The 20,311-nt window shown below is 50.5% G+C and carries 14 protein-coding genes and 1 pseudogene; 10 read left to right on the forward strand and 5 right to left on the reverse strand.

The annotated features are described in order from the left end of the window. A pseudogene (locus tag IEV89_RS20900) lies at window positions 1-249 on the forward strand (transposase); the annotation flags it as partial. 308 nt (window positions 250-557) lie between these two features. Here the strand turns inward: IEV89_RS20900 and degS are convergent. From degS to zapG, 3 genes are all read right to left on the reverse strand, one after another. Continuing rightward, a complete protein-coding gene (degS, locus tag IEV89_RS20905) occupies window positions 558-1,625 on the reverse strand; it encodes an outer membrane-stress sensor serine endopeptidase DegS (protein ID WP_188475445.1) in 1,068 nt (355 codons plus the stop codon). 107 nt (window positions 1,626-1,732) lie between these two features. Beyond that, a complete protein-coding gene (gene degQ / locus IEV89_RS20910; RefSeq protein WP_188475446.1) occupies window positions 1,733-3,100 on the reverse strand; it encodes a serine endoprotease DegQ in 1,368 nt (455 codons plus the stop codon). A 152-nt stretch (window positions 3,101-3,252) separates the two neighbouring features. Further along, window positions 3,253-3,654, reverse strand: a complete 402-nt coding sequence (gene zapG, locus IEV89_RS20915) for a Z-ring associated protein ZapG (protein WP_188475447.1) — start codon at window positions 3,652-3,654, stop codon at window positions 3,253-3,255. 259 nt (window positions 3,655-3,913) lie between these two features. Between zapG and zapE the strand changes: the two genes are divergently transcribed. From zapE to IEV89_RS20955, 8 genes are all read left to right on the forward strand, one after another. Continuing rightward, complete coding sequence (gene zapE / locus IEV89_RS20920) at window positions 3,914-5,035, forward strand: cell division protein ZapE (protein ID WP_188475448.1); 1,122 nt, start codon at window positions 3,914-3,916, stop codon at window positions 5,033-5,035. 328 nt (window positions 5,036-5,363) lie between these two features. Beyond that, window positions 5,364-5,792, forward strand: coding sequence for a 50S ribosomal protein L13 (gene rplM, locus IEV89_RS20925; protein WP_140472417.1), 429 nt, complete (start codon window positions 5,364-5,366; stop codon window positions 5,790-5,792). A gap of 15 nt (window positions 5,793-5,807) precedes the next feature. Beyond that, window positions 5,808-6,200 (forward strand): 30S ribosomal protein S9, encoded by a 393-nt coding sequence (gene rpsI / locus IEV89_RS20930; RefSeq protein WP_140472419.1) that lies wholly within the window; start codon window positions 5,808-5,810, stop codon window positions 6,198-6,200. Between the two features lie 317 nt (window positions 6,201-6,517). Continuing rightward, window positions 6,518-7,159, forward strand: coding sequence for a stringent starvation protein SspA (gene sspA, locus IEV89_RS20935; RefSeq protein WP_140472421.1), 642 nt, complete (start codon window positions 6,518-6,520; stop codon window positions 7,157-7,159). Between the two features lie 3 nt (window positions 7,160-7,162). Next, window positions 7,163-7,672, forward strand: coding sequence for a ClpXP protease specificity-enhancing factor (gene sspB, locus IEV89_RS20940; RefSeq protein WP_188475449.1), 510 nt, complete (start codon window positions 7,163-7,165; stop codon window positions 7,670-7,672). 474 nt (window positions 7,673-8,146) lie between these two features. Continuing rightward, window positions 8,147-9,133, forward strand: coding sequence for a TRAP transporter substrate-binding protein (locus tag IEV89_RS20945; protein ID WP_188475450.1), 987 nt, complete (start codon window positions 8,147-8,149; stop codon window positions 9,131-9,133). Between the two features lie 57 nt (window positions 9,134-9,190). Continuing rightward, complete coding sequence (locus tag IEV89_RS20950) at window positions 9,191-9,688, forward strand: TRAP transporter small permease (protein WP_188475451.1); 498 nt, start codon at window positions 9,191-9,193, stop codon at window positions 9,686-9,688. Next, on the forward strand, window positions 9,688-10,989 hold the full coding sequence (locus tag IEV89_RS20955; protein ID WP_188475452.1) for a TRAP transporter large permease: 1,302 nt from the start codon (window positions 9,688-9,690) through the stop codon (window positions 10,987-10,989). The genes IEV89_RS20950 and IEV89_RS20955 overlap by 1 nt, the downstream gene beginning before the upstream one ends. A 57-nt stretch (window positions 10,990-11,046) precedes the next feature. Here IEV89_RS20955 and IEV89_RS20960 read toward each other — a convergent pair whose 3' ends face one another. After that, the gene (locus tag IEV89_RS20960) at window positions 11,047-12,465 is read right to left on the reverse strand and encodes a glutamate synthase small subunit (protein WP_188475453.1); all 1,419 of its coding nucleotides are present in this window, start codon (window positions 12,463-12,465) and stop codon (window positions 11,047-11,049) included. A gap of 9 nt (window positions 12,466-12,474) precedes the next feature. Continuing rightward, complete coding sequence (gltB, locus tag IEV89_RS20965; RefSeq protein ID WP_188475454.1) at window positions 12,475-16,932, reverse strand: glutamate synthase large subunit; 4,458 nt, start codon at window positions 16,930-16,932, stop codon at window positions 12,475-12,477. An 883-nt stretch (window positions 16,933-17,815) separates the two neighbouring features. Between gltB and arcB the strand changes: the two genes are divergently transcribed. After that, window positions 17,816-20,155: an aerobic respiration two-component sensor histidine kinase ArcB gene (gene arcB, locus IEV89_RS20970; protein WP_188475455.1), complete on the forward strand. Its 2,340-nt coding sequence runs from the start codon at window positions 17,816-17,818 to the stop codon at window positions 20,153-20,155. Window positions 20,156-20,311 lie beyond the last annotated feature (156 nt).

Consider the following 20,311-nt stretch of genomic DNA (forward strand, 5'->3'; position numbering starts at 1 on the left):
GCACGGGCGGAAAAAGTACGCTAATGGGCATCAGTAAACGTGGGGATAAAAATCTGCGACGTCTTCTGGTGCAATGCGCTCGCGCTTTTATGCAACGACTTGAACACCATCAGGGGCGGCTGGCTGGCTGACTGGGTGAAGGCCCAACTGACACGGCATCACTCGAACGTAGTGGCCTGCGGGCTGGCCAACAAACTGGCCCGAATAGCCTGGTCGGTGACAACCCATCGGACAGCTTTTATCCAATAAAAAGAGCTAACAGGACGAACTGTTAGCTCTTAGGCATTACGCAGTGACTTTCTGGTTTTGCGACGATTGATTATTGATGACATGAACGGCACAGCGACCTGCGGATGAACCTGACATAAAAAATGGCTCTTTGAAGCCGTCCGCTTTTTAAGGTTCTGCAGGCGCGGACTTCATCGTGGCGCGGGCAACGTAAGGTTGCCCATCAGACGCCGTATAGATTTAAGCAAGCCCATCATAAATCAAAATCGGTGTTGCAAAAACGGGGGTGACCATAGATTTTATTGCTGCTTTTCAGACTAGATAGTTGATTAATGCGATGGGTATTCCTGAATCGTTATCTGCAAAGCCAGCTTTTTACCATTACGCATGATCTCAACTGGGATCACCGTTCCAGGGCGGATTTCAGCTACCTGATCCATGGTTTCAATGGCGGATATAGCCGGTTTTCCATTCACGCTGACAATCACATCATTAACCTGCATGCCTGCATTGGCGGCCGGGCCATTTGGTGTGACCTCGTTGACAATGATGCCCTGCATTCTGTCGATGCCAGTATTAGGGCCGTGCAGAGGTGAGACTTCTCGCCCACCAATGCCGATATAACCACGGATCACCCTGCCATCACGGATCAGTTTACCCATGACTTTCATCGCGAGCGCGGTCGGTATGGCAAAGCCAATACCTTCCGGTGTGGCACCGTTGTTACTTTGGTCAAAGGATAGCGTGTTAATGCCCACCAGTTCACCCAGGCTGTTAACCAGTGCGCCACCCGAGTTGCCCTGGTTGATAGAGGCATCGGTTTGCAGGAAATTCTGTCGACCGGAAGGGCTGAGGCCGATGCGGCCTGTGGCGCTGATGATGCCCTGCGTCACCGTCTGACCAAGATTGTAGGGATTACCGATGGCCATCACCAGATCGCCGACTCGGGGAACACGCTTGGTGTTAATGGGAATGACCGGCAGGTTACCCGAGTCGATTTTCAAAACGGCCAGGTCAGTCAAGCTGTCTGAGCCAACTAACAGCGCTTCAAAGACTCTTCCGTCCTGCAACGCGACGATAACTTGATCCGCGTTATTGATAACGTGTTTGTTGGTAAGAATGTAGCCTTTATCATTCATGATCACGCCGGAACCCAGGGTGCGGATCTGTAATTCGCTTTTTGAATTAGCACCCATATTACGGTTATAGACGTTCACTACGGCAGGGGCTGCATGACGCACACCTTCGTTAAAGCTGACGGGCTGTTCATCGTTTTCGCTGAACTGGTGTTCAAACAATGGCTGGACAATATTTTTGCGCAACATGGGTACTGATGCCAGTAAAATACCGGCAACAATCAGTCCAATAACGGCGGATCGCAATAACTTAACAAGCATAGGAGTCTGGAATGGTGGGTGGAATATTTCAGAAGGATAGCATGAGTTGTTCGAACGCAGCACGGGCTGCGTCCGATTTTCAGAGGTTTACGGCATTAACATCATTTTTACGGCATTAACAAATAGATATTTTGGCCTTTGCGTTGAACGCTCAGTGCGATCAAGGCGGGTTTGGCTTCGAGGATCTTACGAAAAGCAGCCAGGTTATCAACGTTCTGGCGATTAACACCGATGATAACATCATCTTTCTGTAAGCCAATCTGATCGGCAGGAGAGCCTTTTTTTACGTCATCAACGTGGACCCCTTTGGCTGTTTTCGGGGCGAGATCGCTCAGGGTAACACCCAGCAGTGCCGGATTAAGCTTGTCGATGCTGGTTTCAACCGTCGGACTCTTATCCAGTGTGACGTTCACGGTCATCGGTTTACCTTCGCGTATCAAACCAATCTGCATGGTTACGCCCGGACCGGCTGTGCCGACTTTGGCGCGCAGTTCAGCGAAACTGCTTAGCGGTTTGCCTTGCAGCGTGACCAGAATGTCCCCTGACTTAATGCCAGCTTTTGAGGCTGCCGAAGCGGGTAGCACTTCGTTAACAAACGCGCCGCGCTGGCTGTCGAGTTTGAAGGCTTTGGCCAGCTCCGGCGTCATTTCAGTGCCGCGAATGCCCAGTAGACCGCGCTTAACCTCACCAAACCTGATCAACTGTTCGCTCAGGTTTTTCGCCATATTGACCGGAATAGCAAAGCCAATTCCGATGCTGCCGCCCTGGGATGACAGGATGGCGGTGTTGATGCCAATCAGCTCACCCTTAAGGTTCAGCAACGCGCCACCGGAATTACCACGATTAATCGAGGCATCGGTCTGGATAAAGTTCTCCAGCCCTTCAAGGTTCAGTCCGCTGCGCCCGAGCGCCGAGATAATACCCGAGGTAGCTGTTTGGCCGAGGCCGAACGGGTTACCTACCGCCACAGCAAAATCTCCCACCCGCAGTGTATCGGAATCTGACATGGTAATTTGAGTGAGGTTTTTGCCATCAATGATCTGGATTAACGCGATATCTGACTGGTCGTCTTTACCAATCAGTTTAGCGGAGTACTCGCGGCCATCGTTGATCTGCACGGTGATTTTATCGGCATTATTGACCACGTGATTATTGGTCAGTACATAGCCTTTGGCGGCATCAATGATCACGCCAGAACCCAGGCCTTCAAAAGCCTGACCTCCCTGGTCTTCAGAAGGTGCCTGTGGCCCAAAGAAGAACTTGAATTCAGGTGGCACGTCGTTGCTTGGGGGTTGAGTGCCCGTAACCTGCACACTGACCACCGCGGGGAGCACTTTCTCCAGCATAGGGGCCAGGCTCGGTAACGGCTGGCCTTCAACAGCGACGGGAATACCTGCATTCGCCGCAGGAACAGAAGCGAAGGTTAATCCAATACAAATGGTTAATACACTGAACAAAAAAGGCTTTTTCTTCATCAGGATAACACTCTCGCTGTCTGTTATGGACTATGAACGATAGTCTGTGTTGGGCATGTAGGAAGCGTCATTCTTGAGGTACGGCGTCGGCAGATCCGACGCGCTGTGGGCTGACCCGCGACAATGAGCATTGTCACGGGCAGTTCCATTATTTATTTGCGACCCGTGCGCTGACCGCGCAGCAGGCCTGACGCGCCATCTGAGTAGTCGCGTGGCATTTCTACAGGTGCCTGATCGTTGTCAGCCTCAGAGCCGGTCAAACGGTAATTGAACGGGTTGTCCTGAGCTGGCATATCGGGCAGCAGATTGTTTGAACTCTTCGCCATATGTTGATAAAGCTGGCGGTAGTCGGTGGCCATGTTATCCAGCAACTCTGCGCTGCGGGCAAAGTGCCCCGTCAATTCCTGACGATACTCGTCCAGTTCGGCTTTGCTTCTGTCCAGCTCGCTTTGCATCACTTGCTGATCGCGTAATTTACGATTGCCAAAGCGCATTCCTAACGCACCAACGGCGATACCGACCACTAATCCAATGAGCGCATACTCCCAGGTCATAATAACTCCTATTTTGACTTCGTTTTTTCGTAGGGCTTTTTCATGCAATGGTTTTAACGTAAATTCTACCTACGTTTTCCATCCGTATCAGTCCACTATAACCGTTTACCTCGTCCGAGTGGAATCCTGTGCTGACATTCACCACAGCAAAGCGATTTTTCCACGAACAGACCGACGTTAAAAGCGGCGAACTGGTGCTAAATTTGCGGGTAACCGCTGTGAAATACTAAAAAATATTTTCTCAGGGATGTTGATTGACATGCAACCTACGACACCACTCACGTTATATAAGAGCGCACTCACTGCCGGAGAGTTCCAGGCAGATGATATTCAGCTACAGGCCGTTACACGGCTTGAGGTGATTTATCATGCGTTGAATACATCGCCTGCGGTGAAAACGGCAACGCCTGGTGGCTTGTTGAGCCGATTGTTTGGAAAGAGCAGTGCAAAAAACACCTTAAGGCCTGTTCAGGGCTTATATATGTGGGGCGGTGTCGGGCGAGGCAAGACTTGGCTGATGGATCTTTTTTTCCAGACGCTGCCAGGTGAACGCAAACTGCGTCTGCATTTCCACCGTTTCATGCTGCGAGTGCATCAACAACTCACGGCGTTACAGGGACAGGAAAATCCGCTGGAAACGATAGCAGACAGCTTTAAGGCTGAAACCGATGTGCTCTGTTTTGATGAGTTCTTTGTTTCCGATATTACCGATGCCATGCTGTTGGCCACACTGTTGCAGGCGCTGTTTGCGCGTGGTATTACGCTGATTGCGACCTCCAATATTCCGCCGGACGATCTTTATCGCAACGGGTTGCAGCGCGCACGCTTCCTGCCCGCCATCGATCTGATTAAAGAGTATTGTGACGTGATGAACGTGGATGCTGGTATAGATTACCGTTTGCGCACGTTAACGCAGGCGAACCTGTGGTTGACTCCTTTGCAGCCTGAGACGGTCATCGCTATGCGGCATATATTTGATAAGCTGGCCGGGCAAGAGGATGAGACCAACCCACTGTTACAGGTTAATCATCGTCCGTTACAGGCAATGGCTTCCGGCGATGGTGTGCTGGCGGTTGAATTCCATACTTTGTGCGAAGAAGCACGCAGCCAGTTGGATTACATTGCACTATCGAAGATTTATCACAGTGTTTTGCTCCACAATGTGCCGGTGATGGGGCTGAAAGATGAAAATGCTGCCCGGCGATTTCTCGCATTGGTTGATGAGTTTTATGAACGCCGCGTCAAACTGGTGATCTCGGCACAAACGCCGATGTATGAAATTTATCAGGGTGAGCGCTTGAAGTTCGAATATCAGCGCTGCCTGTCGCGCCTGCAAGAGATGCAAAGCGAAGAGTATCTCAGGATGCCGCACCTGCCTTGACCTGCAATTCGTGCGTCGGCAAAAACGGGTGGGGCAATTGCTTCCCCCGAAGACTAAACAGAATGAAGCGAAATCTGCACTATTAGTCAAAAAGAGTTCGATCTTTCCCGGTGACTTCTCTATAATCCTGCGACCCCACGTTACAACGAAGTTTTTTTCCCGAAACTTCATAGTGCCGGCAATGGCTATTCGAAGGGGTAGGTTTGCTGGACTGATGGTCGTGTGAACCTCCAATACTTATTTTATAAATCTGGGTTCTTATGGTTTATAAAAACATATAGGCGTTAGGGTGTTCGCCAACGTGTAACTTTAATTGGGTAAGCTTTTAATGAAAACTTTTACAGCTAAGCCGGAAACCGTACAACGTGACTGGTTCGTAGTTGACGCAACGGGCAAGACCTTAGGTCGCCTGGCCACTGAACTGGCTAGCCGTCTGCGTGGCAAGCATAAAGCGGAATACACTCCGCACGTTGATACTGGTGATTACATCATCGTTCTGAACGCAGAAAAAGTTGCTGTAACCGGCAACAAGCGTAATGACAAGATTTATTACCATCACACCGGCCACATCGGTGGTATCAAACAAGCGACCTTTGAAGAGATGATTGCTCGCCGTCCAGAGCGTGTCATTGAGCTCGCGGTTAAAGGCATGCTGCCGAAGGGCCCGCTGGGTCGTGCAATGTACCGTAAACTTAAAGTTTACGCGGGTAACGAGCACACTCATGCGGCACAGCAACCGCAAGTTCTTGACATTTAATCGGGATTATAGGCAATGGCTGAAAATCAATACTACGGCACTGGTCGCCGCAAAAGCTCCGCCGCTCGCGTTTTTATCAAGCCGGGCAGTGGTAACATCGTAATTAACCAGCGTAGCCTGGAACAGTACTTTGGTCGTGAAACTGCCCGCATGGTAGTTCGTCAACCTCTGGAACTGGTCGACATGGTTTCTAAATTTGACCTTTACATCACTGTTAAAGGTGGTGGTATCTCTGGTCAAGCTGGTGCTATCCGTCACGGTATTACTCGTGCACTGATGGAATATGACGAAAGTCTGCGTGGCGAACTGCGTAAAGCAGGTTTCGTTACTCGTGATGCTCGTAAAGTTGAACGTAAGAAAGTCGGCCTGCGTAAAGCACGTCGTCGTCCTCAGTTCTCCAAGCGTTAATTCTTTACTGCTTCGGCAGTGCTGTGTTGCGACACAAAGAACAACGTCAAAAACCCGGTGCTTCACCGGGTTTTTTTATGTCTGCAATGTCGGTGATTTTTCGGCAAATTGCTGTCTGATACACATTTCCCCACGAAATCATCTATGCCGTCCCCACAGACCGGCCAAAATCTGGTAAACTGTGACACACTTTTGTGCCTGTTCACCGGACAGTGACTGTTGTCGCGCTTCCTGGCTGGCAGTAAAGATGATTGTTCAGGATAGCAGCCTGACAGTTAGCTATTCGCAGATTATTCTAGATAAACTTGGAGGTTTTCATGGCTGTCGCTGCCAACAAACGTTCGGTAATGACGCTGTTTTCTGGCTCGACCGACATCTTTAGCCATCAAGTACGTATCGTACTGGCGGAAAAAGGTGTCAGTGTTGAGATCGAGCAGGTTGAGATGGATCATCTGCCGCAGGATCTTATTGACCTCAACCCATATCGCACCGTTCCAACGCTGGTCGATCGTGAGCTGACGCTGTTTGAGTCACGTATCATCATGGAATACCTTGATGAGCGTTTCCCACATCCTCCATTAATGCCTGTTTACCCGGTTGCCCGTGGTGAAAGCCGTCTGATGATGCACCGCATCGAAAATGACTGGTACTCACTGCTGCGTCAAATTGAGCAGGGTTCTGCACAGGAAGCCGACGCTGCGCGCAAACAATTGCGTGAAGAGCTACTGGCGATTGCACCCATCTTCTCCTATATGCCTTACTTCAAGAGCGAAGAGTTCAGTCTGGTTGACTGCTACCTGGCGCCGCTGTTGTGGCGTCTGCCTGAGCTTGGTATCGAGTTGTCCGGTACAGGTTCAAAAGAGCTAAAAGGCTATATGACCCGTGTATTCGAGCGTGATGCTTTCCTGGCTTCCCTTACTGAACCCGAGCGCGAAATGCGTTTGCACACACGGGGCTAAGTCATGGAGATGAGCGACATGTCTCCGCGGCGTCCGTATCTGCTGCGCGCATTTTACGAATGGTTGCTCGACAACCAGTTAACCCCGCACTTGGTCGTTGACGTTACAATGCCCGGCGTTATGGTTCCGATGGAATTCGCGAGTGATGGCCAGATTGTTCTGAACGTTGCGCCACGTGCTGTCGGTAATCTCGAACTGGGTAACGATGACGTTCGCTTTAATGCCCGTTTTGGTGGTGTTCCGCGTAACGTCTTTGTCCCTATCGCTGCGGTACTGGCCATTTATGCCCGTGAAAATGGCGCCGGAACGATGTTCGAGCCGGAACCAGCTTATGAGTCAGAAGCGGCATTTGAAGGGCTTAACGACGACGATAACAATAACAAAGATCCGTTATCTGCACCGACAATGTCGGTCATCGATGGTGATTTGCCCGACGTCGCTAAAGAAAATCCGGATGATGAACCGCCGACCCCACCTCGCGGTGGGCGCCCATCGTTACGCGTGGTGAAATAATTCTTTTACACGACTAAAGCGGTATAAACCCTGCATTCATATGCGGGGTTTTTTTTATGATGACAATCCTCCCGGCCCGTTTGTTCAGACAGCGTTTTACGCTGATAATGGTGTGCCTTCTTCTGCTGTTCTCACACTTCTCATTTCTATTCCAATATACCTATTCGGTACTGACTCTATTTATACGATGTTGATAATTACCCTTTTATTAAAATAGAGAATGCTTAGAAAAAAGCGATTTGTTCGACGAATGAATGATTGGGATTTTTTCTTAAAATAAATACTCCGTTATCTAATGGTTATTTATCCTTCCTGAAGAATGTGATCCATGACACAAAAAGTTACAAATTATAATGAATAACATAAAAATGTGATACGGCAGGGTTTAGTTGTCATTCAAATACCATAAGCTGTCATACAGCAATTGAGGCTTGATTACCTACCTATAACAACTAAATACAGTGAGCATTATTTATGAAAATTTCATCAATACCTCGTGATTTACTCTGTGTTTCTCTGCTTGCATTGTGTGTTAGTGGTGCCAATGCGGCTGAGAAAATCACCTTGAAACTGGCGCATAATCTTGATCGAAGCCATGTTGTGCATCAAGCATTTGAAGAAATGGCCAAAGAGGTACAACAACTTTCTAAGGGTGACATGCGCATTCGCATCTATCCAAGCAGCCAAATGGGAAGCGCCAGAGAAACGCTAGAGTTATTACAAAATGGTGCGTTGGATATGACCAAAGGCTCGGCAAGCGATCTGGAATCTTTTGATAATACTTACGCTATTTATAATTTGCCGTACCTATTTAAAGACCAACAGCACTTTAATCGCGTGGTATTTGGTGAAGTTGGTAAAGAAATCATGGATTCGACAAAAGATAAAGGCTTCTTTGCTATTTCTGCTTATGTGGCAGGAACCCGTAGCTTCTATGCTAAAAAGCCGATCATGAAGCCAGAAGATTTAAAAGGGCTGAAGATTCGCGTACAGGCAAGTCCGACGACCATCAAAATGGTTGAGTTAATGGGCGGCTCCCCAACACCCATTTCTTTTGGCGAAGTCTATACCGCCATGCAGCAAGGGGTCGTTGATGGCGCAGAAAATAATATCCCATCGTGGGTACAAACTCGCCATATTGAAATTGCCAAAGTCCTCTCTGAAGATGAGCATACCTCTATTCCAGACTTCTTGGTGATCTCGACCAAAACCTGGAACAAACTTACCCCGAATCAGCAACAAATTCTGATGAAGGCCGCTAAGGACTCAGAAGTATACCAGCAAAAACAGTGGGAAAAAGTTGACGCAGATTCACGTGCTCAAGCTAAAGAAATGGGTGCCACCATCGTCAGCGTCGATAAAGCGCCGTTCCGCGCTGCCGTAAAACCGCTCTACGATGATTTTGCCAAGGATCCTAAGCAAGCCGCACTGCTCGCGAAATTCGAAGCTGCTGCAAAATAATATGTAATGGCGGGTACCCCCAATCCGCCATAGCCTCGTTTTTTTAGGTATTAAATTATGATACTGAAATCCCTAAAGCTTGCCGTTGACCGGGTTATTGCTGCTTTTACCATTATGGTAATGATCGCGCTGGTAGCCTGCGTGGTGTGGCAAGTTTTCAGCCGATATGTGCTCAGCCAACCCAGTACGTTTACGGATGAGTTAGCTCGCTTTTTAATGATTTGGGTCGGTTTGTTGGGTGCAGCCTATACCGTAGGTGCACAGCGTCACCTTAGCATTGATTTTCTTGCCATGATGGTATCGGAGCGCAAAAAACATGCCCTGGGCATACTGGTAAATATGCTGGTCTTGCTCTTTTCTGCATTGGTTATTGTGAACGGTGGCTTGAAGCTGATTGAGAAAACACTGGCGACGGCACAACTGTCTGCAGCAATGCAAATTCCAATGGGCTATGTCTATTTTGTTCTGCCCCTAAGCGGAGCCATTATGATGTTCTATTCGCTGTGTTTTATCATCAATGATGCCAGGGCACTGACTCACAAGAGGGCTAATTAATGGAAAGCTATATCGCTCTCACCCTGTTTGGCAGCTTCTTTTTTCTGGTGTTCCTTGGGCTGCCCATCTCGTTTGCTATCGGTATCTCCACGCTAGCTTCAATGCTGTTAATGTTCCCTTGGGATGTGGCGGTGATCACTGTCGCGCAGCGTCTGGCAAATGGCCTGGATAGCTTTGCGCTGCTGGCTATTCCGTTCTTTATTTTTGCCGGAACGTTGATGAACAGCGGCGGCATCGCTATCAGGCTTATCAATCTGGCGCAGATAATGGTGGGACGGATACCGGGATCGTTATGTCATGTCAACGTGTTGGCGAATATGATGTTTGGTTCAATCTCTGGTTCAGCGGTCGCCTCTGCAGCGGCTGTGGGTGGCACGCTTTCCCCGATTCAAGCTAAAGAGGGCTATGACCCCGCGTTCTCGACGGCGGTTAACGTGTCATCTTGTATTACTGGATTGCTGATCCCTCCCTCGAATGTACTGATTGTCTTTTCCCTCACTGCGGGCGGCGTTTCAGTCGCTTCACTGTTTATGGCGGGTTATATACCCGGTATATTGATGGGCCTGTCAGTTATGCTGGTGTGCTGGATTATTGCCAAAAAACGTGGCTATCCAGTATCCCCGCGCCCAACCTGTGCGCAAGCAGCGAAAGCATTCTTAGATGCCATGCCAAGCTTGTTGCTGGTTATCATTGTTATGGGCGGCATTCTCGGCGGTATATTTACGGCGACTGAAGCATCAGCCATTGCGGTGGTATATACCTTCATATTATCCGTGCTGATATACCGTGAGGTAAAATGGGGTGACCTGCCGAGACTGATTCTCGAATCGGTCGTCACAACGTCAATTGTGCTGTTGCTGATTGGTTTTTCTGTGGGTATGTCTTGGGCGATGACCAATGCGGATATCCCTTATATGATCAGCGACACGCTGATGGGGATATCAGATAACCCGCTGCTTATTCTTTTGATGATTAATATTGTGCTGCTGATTGTTGGTATTTTTATGGATATGACGCCAGCGGTATTGATCTTCACACCGATCTTCCTGCCTATTGTTCAACAGTTGGGTATGGACCCGGTGCATTTCGGTATCATGATGGTCGCTAACCTGTGCGTCGGACTGCTAACACCACCGGTCGGTAGCGCGCTGTTTGTGGGTTGCTCGATTACCGGCGTGAAGATCCAGCATCTGATTAAGCCATTACTCCCGTTCTACGCGGCGCTGTTTGTCTCGTTGATGATGATCACTTACATCCCGCAAATTTCCCTGTTTATTCCAAAATTACTGGGACTGATGTAACCGAGCAGTTTTCATAAAAAAGGCCGCTTACGCGGCCTTAGTCATATCAAGTGTTTGTTAGACTTCGAGATAGCCCATGATGCCTTCTGCAGCTTTACGGCCTTCAGCGATGGCGGTCACCACCAGATCTGAACCGCGTACGGCATCGCCACCGGCGAAGATCTTCGGATTGCTGGTCTGGAAAGCATTATCGCTTCCTTCCGGTGCGAGAATACGCCCCTGGGTATCAAGCTCCACGTCGTGAGCAGACAGCCATTCCATTTTGTGAGGGCGGAAACCAAATGCCATCACTACGGCATCCGCTTCCATCACGTGTTCGGAACCGACGACGATTTCAGGACGGCGGCGTCCATGTGCATCTGGTGCGCCCAGTTCGGTTCGTGCCATTCTGACGCCACTCACGCGCCCTGCGCTGTTAAGTTCAATGCTCAGCGGTTGCAGGTTGAATTTGAATTCAACGCCTTCTTCGCGGGCATTCTTCACTTCGCGGCGTGAACCCGGCATGTTCTCTTCATCACGGCGGTATGCGCAGGTAACGTGCGTTGCACCCTGACGAATCGAGGTGCGTACACAGTCCATGGCAGTATCACCGCCACCGAGCACCACAACACGTTTCTTTTCCATCGTGGTGTAGGGTTCTTCCGGGGTGTCCTGGAAGCCCATCAGTTGTTTAGTATTGGCAATCAAGAACGGCAGGGCATCGTAGACGCCTGGTGAATCTTCATTCTCCAGACCGCCACGCATCGACTGGTATGTCCCCACGCCGAGGAATACGGCGTCGTATTCTGCCAGCAAAGCCTCAATGGTGATGTCTTTACCTACTTCGGTATTGAGTTGGAATTCGATCCCCATTTCGCTGAAGATTTCGCGACGTTTGGTCATCACTGATTTTTCCAGCTTAAAGGCCGGAATACCGAATGTCAGTAGACCGCCGATCTCAGGGTGACGATCGTAAACCACCGCCTTGACACCGTTACGGGTCAGCACGTCAGCACAGGCCAAGCCTGCCGGGCCAGCGCCAATGATAGCCACGCGTTTGCCGGTAGGGTGGACGTGAGACATATCCGGACGCCAGCCCATCTCGATCGCTTTATCACTGATATAGCGTTCGATATTACCAATGGTGACGGCACCGAACTCATCATTCAGGGTACAAGAACCTTCGCATAGGCGGTCCTGCGGGCAAACGCGTCCGCAGACTTCCGGCAGACTGTTGGTCTGATGTGCAAGATCGGCGGCTTCCATAATGCGGCCTTCATTTGCCAGCTTCAGCCAGTTCGGAATGTAGTTATGTACCGGACATTTCCATTCGCAATACGGGTTACCACAGGAGATACAGCGATCTGCCTGTGATGCTGCCTGAGTGGCTGAAAACGGCTCGTAAATTTCGACAAACTCAATTTTACGGATCTTAAGCGGTTTCTTTGGCGGATCAACGCGCTGTAAGTCGATAAATTGATAAACGTTTTGACTCATCTTGACCTCTTACTGCGCTTGTACCCGCAGCTCAGCTGCGGAGCGGCTACGGTGACCCAACAATGCTTTGACATCACTGGACTTCGGTTTTACCAGGGCAAATTTAGCTGCCCACTGTGGCCAGTTCGCCAAAATCTCTTCACCACGGGTCGATGCGGTCGACTGCACGTGTTCGGTGATCAAACCGCGCAGATGTTCCTCATGGATGGCCAGCTCTTCAACGCCGAGCACTTCAACCAGTTCCGGGTTAACGCGCTTGCGGAATTCGCCGTCTTCATCGAGTACGTAGGCGAAACCACCGGTCATACCTGCACCGAAGTTAACACCGGTCCGACCCAGTACGCAGACGATGCCGCCGGTCATATACTCACAACCGTTGTCGCCGATGCCTTCCACCACGGTGATAGCACCGGAGTTACGCACCGCGAAACGCTCGCCCGCGCGGCCAGCAGCAAACAGCTTGCCACCGGTAGCACCATACAGACAGGTGTTACCGATGATACTGGCTTCGTGGCTAAGGAAGGCAGATCCGATTGGCGGACGAATAGCAATACGTCCACCAGCCATCCCTTTGCCTACGTAGTCGTTAGCGTCGCCAGTCAGCATAAGATCCACGCCACCGGCATTCCAGACGCCAAAGCTCTGGCCAGCGGTACCGTTGAAGTTAATACGTATCGGATCAGCAGCCATACCCTGATCGCCGTGTTTCTCAGCAATAGCCCCGGACAACAGTGCGCCGACTGAGCGATCCGTGTTACGGATATCGAAGAAGAACGATTTACTCTGTTTCGACTCAATATGTGCTGTCGCCTGCTCAAGAATATCTTTGTTGAGTTGGCCTTTATCGAATGGTGGATTGTTCTCAGTGCAATACACCGCTTTACCCGGATGCGGTGTGGCAGTAGCCAGCAGCGCCGAGAGGTCGAGCTTGTTTTGCTTCGCGGTGAAGCCATCCAGCTCCAGCAGCAGATCAGTACGGCCAATCAGGTCAACCAAGTGGCTGATACCGAGTTCCGCCATGATCTCACGGGTTTCCTGTGCGATAAACGTGAAGTAGTTGGTCACACGTTCTGGGAGCCCGTGGTAATGGTTACGCCGCAATTTTTCATCCTGAGTCGCTACACCGGTGGCGCAGTTGTTCAGGTGGCAAATACGCAGGTATTTACATCCCAGCGCGACCATCGGTCCTGTACCAAAACCGAAACTTTCTGCACCCAAAATTGCCGCTTTGATAATGTCAGCACCGGTTTTCAGGCCGCCATCCACCTGCAAGCGAATTTTGTGACGCAAACCATTCGCCACCAGCGCTTGCTGGGTTTCCACCAGACCGAGTTCCCATGGACAACCGGCATACTTCACCGATGAAAGCGGGCTTGCGCCAGTACCGCCATCGTAACCGGCGATGGTAATGAGATCGGCATAGGCTTTCGCTACGCCAGTGGCGATGGTACCCACGCCAGGCTCAGAAACCAGCTTCACTGAGATCATGGCTTTTGGATTGACCTGTTTCAGGTCAAAAATCAGCTGAGCCAGATCTTCGATAGAATAAATGTCATGGTGCGGCGGCGGCGAAATAAGGGTCACGCCTGGCACGGAATAACGCAGTTTCGCGATGTAAGGCGTGACTTTGTCGCCCGGCAACTGACCGCCTTCGCCTGGTTTAGCTCCCTGCGCCACTTTGATTTGAATAACGTCAGCATTCACCAGATAAGCCGGTGTTACACCGAAACGACCGGAGGCGACCTGTTTGATCCGCGACACCTTATTGGTGCCGTAACGGGCAGGATCTTCGCCGCCTTCACCGGAGTTAGAACGTCCGCCAATGCTGTTCATCGCTTCAGCCAGAGATTCATGGGCTTCAGGGCTCAGAGCTCCGATAGACATTGCGGCGGTATCAAAACGGGTGAACAGCCCTTCGGCAGGTTCAACCTGATCAACCGGGATCGGTTGACCTTTCGGGGTGATCTTCAGCAGATCGCGCAGCGCGGCGACCGGACGTTCGTTCACCAGTTTGGCATATTGCTGATAATCGCTGTACTCGCCGCTTTTCACGGCAGCTTGCAGTGTGTTCACCACATCCGGATTGTAAGCGTGATATTCGCCGCCGTAGACGAATTTCAGCAGACCACCCTGATCCAATGTCTTGCGTTTTAGCCAAGCGCGTTTGGATAGGTTTTGCAGATCCTGTTCAAAGTCGTTGAAGCTTGCCCCACCAATACGGCTAACCACGCCCTGGAAGCAGGTGTTGCATAATTCTTTGTGCAGACCAACCGCTTCAAACAGCTGAGAACAACGATAAGAGGCCACGGTCGAAATGCCCATTTTGGACATGATTTTATACAGACCTTTGTTGATGCCGTTACGGTAGTTCAGCATGACTTCACGGTATTTCTTGTCGATAACCCGAGCGTCGACCAGCTTGGCCAGCGTTTCGTAAGCCAGATAAGGATAAACGGCGGTGGCACCGAAACCGATCAGCACAGCGAAGTGGTGCGGATCACGGGCACTGGCGGTTTTGACAATAATGTTGGTGTCGCAGCGCAGGTTTTTCTCAACCAGACGGCGTTGCAGCGCACCGACGGCCATTGGTGCAGGCAGTGGCAGTCGGTTGGGTGCGATATTGCGGTCGGAGAGCACCAACAGCACAGCGCCATCGCGGGCTTTTTGTTCACCTTCGTCGCACAATTTGGCCACGAACGCTTCCATATCTTGCTCGGCCGGGTCGTAAGTGAGATCCAGCGTTTCGGCGCGATAGTATTTGCTGTCCAGCGTGGTGAGCTGTTTGAAGTCAGACCACAATAGGATTGGCGACTTAAAGCTGAGGCGGTGTGCCTGTCCTTCAGCCTCGCAGAAGACGTTCATCTCACGGCCGATGCTGGTGGCCAGTGACATGACATGAGCTTCACGCAGCGGATCGATTGGCGGGTTAGTTACCTGAGCAAACTGCTGACGAAAATAATCATAGATAATACGGGGACGGCTGGATAGCACGGCGAATGGGGTATCGTCACCCATGGAGCCGACGGCTTCCTGTCCATTTTCCCCCAGAACTTGCAGGATTTGGTCCAGCTCTTCGCTGCTGTAGCCGAACTGCTTCTGGAAGGTTTCCAGCGCGCTGTCGTCCAGCTCGCGGCTACCGACCTGATCTTCAGGCAGGTCTTCGAACGGGACCAGGCGCTGAACGTTTTTCTCCATCCACTCTTTGTATGGATGACGGCCTTTGAGGTCGTTGTCGGTTTCCGCAGAGTGATGAATTTTACCGCTGCGTGTATCGATCACCATCAGCTCGCCAGGACCGACCCGGCCTTTCTCTATGACTTCGTCCGGCTGATAATCCCAGATCCCGACTTCAGAGGCGCAGGTGATCAGCTTGTCTTTGGTGATGACATAGCGCGCAGGGCGCAGGCCGTTACGGTCAAGGTTACAGGCGGCATAGCGGCCGTCTGACATCACGATACCGGCCGGGCCGTCCCAGGGTTCCATGTGCATGGAGTTAAAGTCGAAGAAGGCACGCAGATCGTTATCCATATCCGGGTTCTGCTGCCAGGCTGGTGGAACCAGCAAACGCATGGCACGCAGTAAATCCATACCGCCTGCCAGGAACAGTTCCAGCATGTTGTCCAGCGAGCTGGAGTCCGACCCGGTTTCATTGACGAACGGTGCAGCATCCTGCAGATCGGGGATCAGTGGCGTTTTGAATTTATAACCACGGGCACGTGCCCACTGGCGGTTACCTGCGATGGTATTGATTTCACCGTTGTGCGCCAGATAGCGGAACGGCTGAGCCAGCGGCCAGCGTGGCATGGTATTGGTAGAGAAGCGCTGGTGGAATAGGCAGATCGCCGATTCCAGACGCAGGTCTGCCAGATCAAGATAGAAACGCGGCAGATCGGCTGGCATACACAAGCCTTTATAAATCGTCACCACGTTGGAGAAGCTACAGACGTAGAACTCTTTATCGGTAATGCGTTTTTCGATACGACGGCGCGCCATATAGAGGCGGCGTTCCATATCACGTGGGCGCCAGCCCGCCGGCGCATTAACAAAAATTTGTTCGATGCGAGGCAGGGAGGAAAGGGCAATTTCGCCGAGAACGTCAGGATTCGTAGGAACGTCGCGCCAGCCAACGACGGACAGCGTTTCGTTTTGAAGTTCTTCCTCTACAATGCGGCGGCTCGCGGCAGCTTCTTCTTCATCTTTACTGAGGAATATCATGCCAACGGCGTAATTTTTGGCCAGGCGCCAGCCACGTTCTTCGGCAACCATGCGGAAGAAGCGGTCAGGTTTTTGTAACAGCAGCCCACAACCGTCGCCCGTCTTGCCGTCAGCAAGAATAGCCCCACGGTGTTGCATACGAGCCAGTGCGTGAATTGCTGTACGCACGACCTTATGGCTAGGTTCGCCTTCAATGTGGGCGATCAGGCCGAAACCACAGTTGTCCCTCTCAAGGGATTTATCGTACAACATATTCGTGAACCTCCCCAGGCTCTGCGAGACTCTCACACCTTACTCGAGGGGGCTTTTAGACAGGGATGGCTCACATTTTCGCGCACTCTCACGGTGCGTTGAATGCCTGAGTTTCCCGGTCAAAGGCCCCTCGTGACGGTTCTCACAAGTGGTAATTGACTTGTTTTTATGAGGGAGTCTTCAATTACTGCATAAATATGACGAGTGGTACACCCGTCGAGATTGCTTCCAGCGGACTCCCAACTTAGCGAGAAAGCACTGGCAGGTCAAATTCAGATTTAAGTGAGAATAAAAACCCTATAAACACATTTAACATTATGATTTATAAGTTTTTATATGCGTTTTTTAACCTCTTGGCTCAACAAGATTTGTACCCTGAATTGTGAGCTGTCTCACTGTCCTTAAGTGGCGTAAACTGTTCGGTGTGCTGTAAATTGACGCCATTGTAGTGTTTTGTGCTGGGTTGTGACTATTTGGCGTATCTTATGACTGTTTTTAATCAGGCAGTAATAATGTGCTAAAAGGGGCACGATGATAAGAATTATTCATCTTAGACTAAATGAGTTTATTTGCAGTAATAGTGAATAGTTATTCTTTTTGGAGCAAAGGCTATTATGGGTTCTTTTTGCAGGGATGGGCGTAAAGCCTGAAATGATTGGGGTCTTGTTGATTAAAGCCGCAGGCTATTAATAATAACGTGTTGGCGGTTAGTCAATATCTGCACGCAATTATGCCCTACTGCACTACCCTGAGCCCCTCAACAGTGCAGGCCGCTACGTTGATCACAACCTTAAGACTCCACGCCAACCGCAGGCTCATCTTGGGCTTATCTGAACCTATAAATGCGGTATCATTCGACCGTCATAGTCTTAAGGGAATCGTTATGAAGCAAGTCCGGGTGTTAGCGCAGTACTATGTTGATCTGATGGTCAAACTGGGATTGGTGCGTTTTTCTCTGCTGCTGGCCTCCGCACTGGTGGTACTGGCGATGATTGTCCAGATGGCTGTCACTATGTTGCTACATGGCAAGGTAGAAAGTATTGATGTGGTCCGTTCGATCTTCTTCGGTTTGCTGATAACACCATGGGCAGTTTATTTTCTTTCCGTCGTGGTTGAACAACTTGAAGAGTCCCGTCAACGTTTGACGCGCCTGGTGGATAAGCTCGAAGAGATGCGCCATCGCGACCTCAAATTGAATCAGCAGTTGAAAGGCAATATTACACAGTTGAACCAGGAAATTGCTGACCGTGTTAAAGCCGAAGAGGCGCGCCTTGCTGTGGTGGATAAACTCAAACTGGAAATGCACCATCGTGAACAGGCGCAAATTGAGCTGAGCCAGCAATCAGCCTTGTTGCGGTCTTTCCTTGATGCCTCGCCCGACCTGGTTTACTACCGTAACGAAGATAAAGAATTTTCCGGCTGTAACCGCGCGATGGAGCTGCTGACCGGCAAAAGTGAAAAGCAATTGGTTGGCCTGACGCCCACTGACGTCTACAGCCCGGATATCGCCGAGAAAGTGGTGGAAACTGATGAAAAAGTGTTCCGCCACAATGTGTCGCTGACGTATGAACAGTGGCTGGTGTATCCCGATGGGCGCAAAGCCTGTTTCGAACTGCGTAAAGTCCCGTTTTATGACCGGGTCGGTAAGCGTCACGGGTTGATGGGCTTCGGGCGCGATATTACCGAGCGTAAGCGCTACCAGGACGCGCTAGAGAATGCCAGCAGGGAAAAGACCACCTTTATCTCAACGATCAGCCATGAGCTGCGTACACCGCTTAATGGCATAGTCGGTCTTAGTCGCATTTTGCTCGATACTGCTCTGAACGCTGAGCAACACAGTTATCTGAAGACCATCCATGTCAGTGCGATCACGCTCGGCAATATTTTTAACGACATTATTGAGATGGATAAACTTGAGCGCCGTAAAATGCAGCTTGATATCCAGCCGGTCGATTTCACCGGTTTCCTCTCCGACTTGGAAAATCTTTCCGGTTTGCTGGTTCAGCCCAAAGGCCTGAAGTTTGTGATGCAACCGGATTTACCGCTACCCCATAACATCATGACGGATGGCACGCGCCTGCGGCAGATTCTGTGGAATCTGATTGGGAATGCGGTGAAATTTACCCGCGAGGGTGAAGTCGTGGTGCGCGTTCATCACGACGGCGGTGAATTCCTGCGGTTCGAGGTTCAGGATTCCGGAATGGGCGTTCCGAAAGATGAACAGGACAAAATTTTCGCTATGTATTACCAGGTGAAAGACCAGAACGGCGGCAAACCGGCGACGGGCACAGGGATCGGGCTAGCGGTATCCAAACGTCTGGCTCAGAGCATGGGCGGCGACATAACGGTATGCAGTGAGCAAGGTCAAGGCTCATGCTTCACCTTGACGGTCAGTGCTCCGATGTTAGATGAGCCGCTTAGCGAAAGAGATGAAGACGAAGATCTGCCTTTACCTGCGCTGAACGTACTGCTGGTCGAGGACATAGAACTGAACGTGATTGTTGCGCGCTCGGTGCTGGAGAAACTGGGTAACAGTGTGGAAGTGGCCATGACGGGTCATGATGCACTGGCGATGTTTGACCCAGATGAGTTTGATTTGGTGCTCCTTGATATTCAACTGCCGGATATGACCGGTTTGGATATTGCGCGTAAGTTACGTCATGACTACGCAGGGCAATATCTGCCACCGCTGGTGGCCCTCACCGCCAACGTGCTGAAAGATAAAAAAGAGTATCTGGAAGCGGGTATGGACGATGTGCTCAGTAAGCCGCTGTCCGTCTCTGCGCTGACCTCCATGATCCAGCAATTCTGGGATCACCAACCTGACCCTGTTTTTACTGAGGAGCCTTCCGTGACGACCCAGACACAAGAATCATTGCTGGATATCGACATGCTGGAACAATACATCAAACTGATCGGGCCGAGCCTGATTTACCAGAGCGCTGACATGTTTGAAAAAATGATGCCAGATTATTTGGCGGTGCTCGATTCCAACATGATTGCCCGCGATCAAGCGGGTATTGCTGAAGAAGGTCATAAAATCAAAGGAGCGGCGGGTTCGGTGGGGTTGAAACATCTGCAACAGCTAGCACAACAGATTCAGACGCCAACGCTACCGGCATGGTGGGACAATGTTCAAGAATGGATTGATGAATTGAAGCTGGAGTGGCGTAACGATGTGCAGATTTTACGTGAGTGGACAGCCAACGCTGAAAAAAAATAACCCCAGCCGAGGCCGGGGTGCGCTAATACTGCGCCAACACCAGGGAAATCGTTAACCCGCGATGGTTTTAAACATTCTGGTTTCGCAGGTCTTGGTCATTTTACCGTAAAGTCTAATACATCTTGTAGGAATCAACATAACAAATATAAGCGTAAC

The sequence above is a fragment of the Hafnia psychrotolerans genome (assembly GCF_014639435.1).
Taxonomy (GTDB): Bacteria; Pseudomonadota; Gammaproteobacteria; order Enterobacterales; family Enterobacteriaceae; genus Ewingella; species Ewingella psychrotolerans.

Excerpts from the sequence above, each read along its gene's own strand:
- degS (WP_188475445.1), bottom strand. The coding sequence starts at position 1,625 with ATGCTTGTTAAGTTATTGCGATCCGCCGTTATTGGACTGATTGTTGCC.
- degQ (WP_188475446.1), bottom strand. The coding sequence starts at position 3,100 with ATGAAGAAAAAGCCTTTTTTGTTCAGTGTATTAACCATTTGTATTGGA.
- zapG (WP_188475447.1), bottom strand. The coding sequence starts at position 3,654 with ATGACCTGGGAGTATGCGCTCATTGGATTAGTGGTCGGTATCGCCGTT.
- zapE (WP_188475448.1), top strand. The coding sequence starts at position 3,914 with ATGCAACCTACGACACCACTCACGTTATATAAGAGCGCACTCACTGCC.
- rplM (WP_140472417.1), top strand. The coding sequence starts at position 5,364 with ATGAAAACTTTTACAGCTAAGCCGGAAACCGTACAACGTGACTGGTTC.
- rpsI (WP_140472419.1), top strand. The coding sequence starts at position 5,808 with ATGGCTGAAAATCAATACTACGGCACTGGTCGCCGCAAAAGCTCCGCC.
- sspA (WP_140472421.1), top strand. The coding sequence starts at position 6,518 with ATGGCTGTCGCTGCCAACAAACGTTCGGTAATGACGCTGTTTTCTGGC.
- sspB (WP_188475449.1), top strand. The coding sequence starts at position 7,163 with ATGGAGATGAGCGACATGTCTCCGCGGCGTCCGTATCTGCTGCGCGCA.
- IEV89_RS20945 (WP_188475450.1), top strand. The coding sequence starts at position 8,147 with ATGAAAATTTCATCAATACCTCGTGATTTACTCTGTGTTTCTCTGCTT.
- IEV89_RS20950 (WP_188475451.1), top strand. The coding sequence starts at position 9,191 with ATGATACTGAAATCCCTAAAGCTTGCCGTTGACCGGGTTATTGCTGCT.
- IEV89_RS20955 (WP_188475452.1), top strand. The coding sequence starts at position 9,688 with ATGGAAAGCTATATCGCTCTCACCCTGTTTGGCAGCTTCTTTTTTCTG.
- IEV89_RS20960 (WP_188475453.1), bottom strand. The coding sequence starts at position 12,465 with ATGAGTCAAAACGTTTATCAATTTATCGACTTACAGCGCGTTGATCCG.
- gltB (WP_188475454.1), bottom strand. The coding sequence starts at position 16,932 with ATGTTGTACGATAAATCCCTTGAGAGGGACAACTGTGGTTTCGGCCTG.
- arcB (WP_188475455.1), top strand. The coding sequence starts at position 17,816 with ATGAAGCAAGTCCGGGTGTTAGCGCAGTACTATGTTGATCTGATGGTC.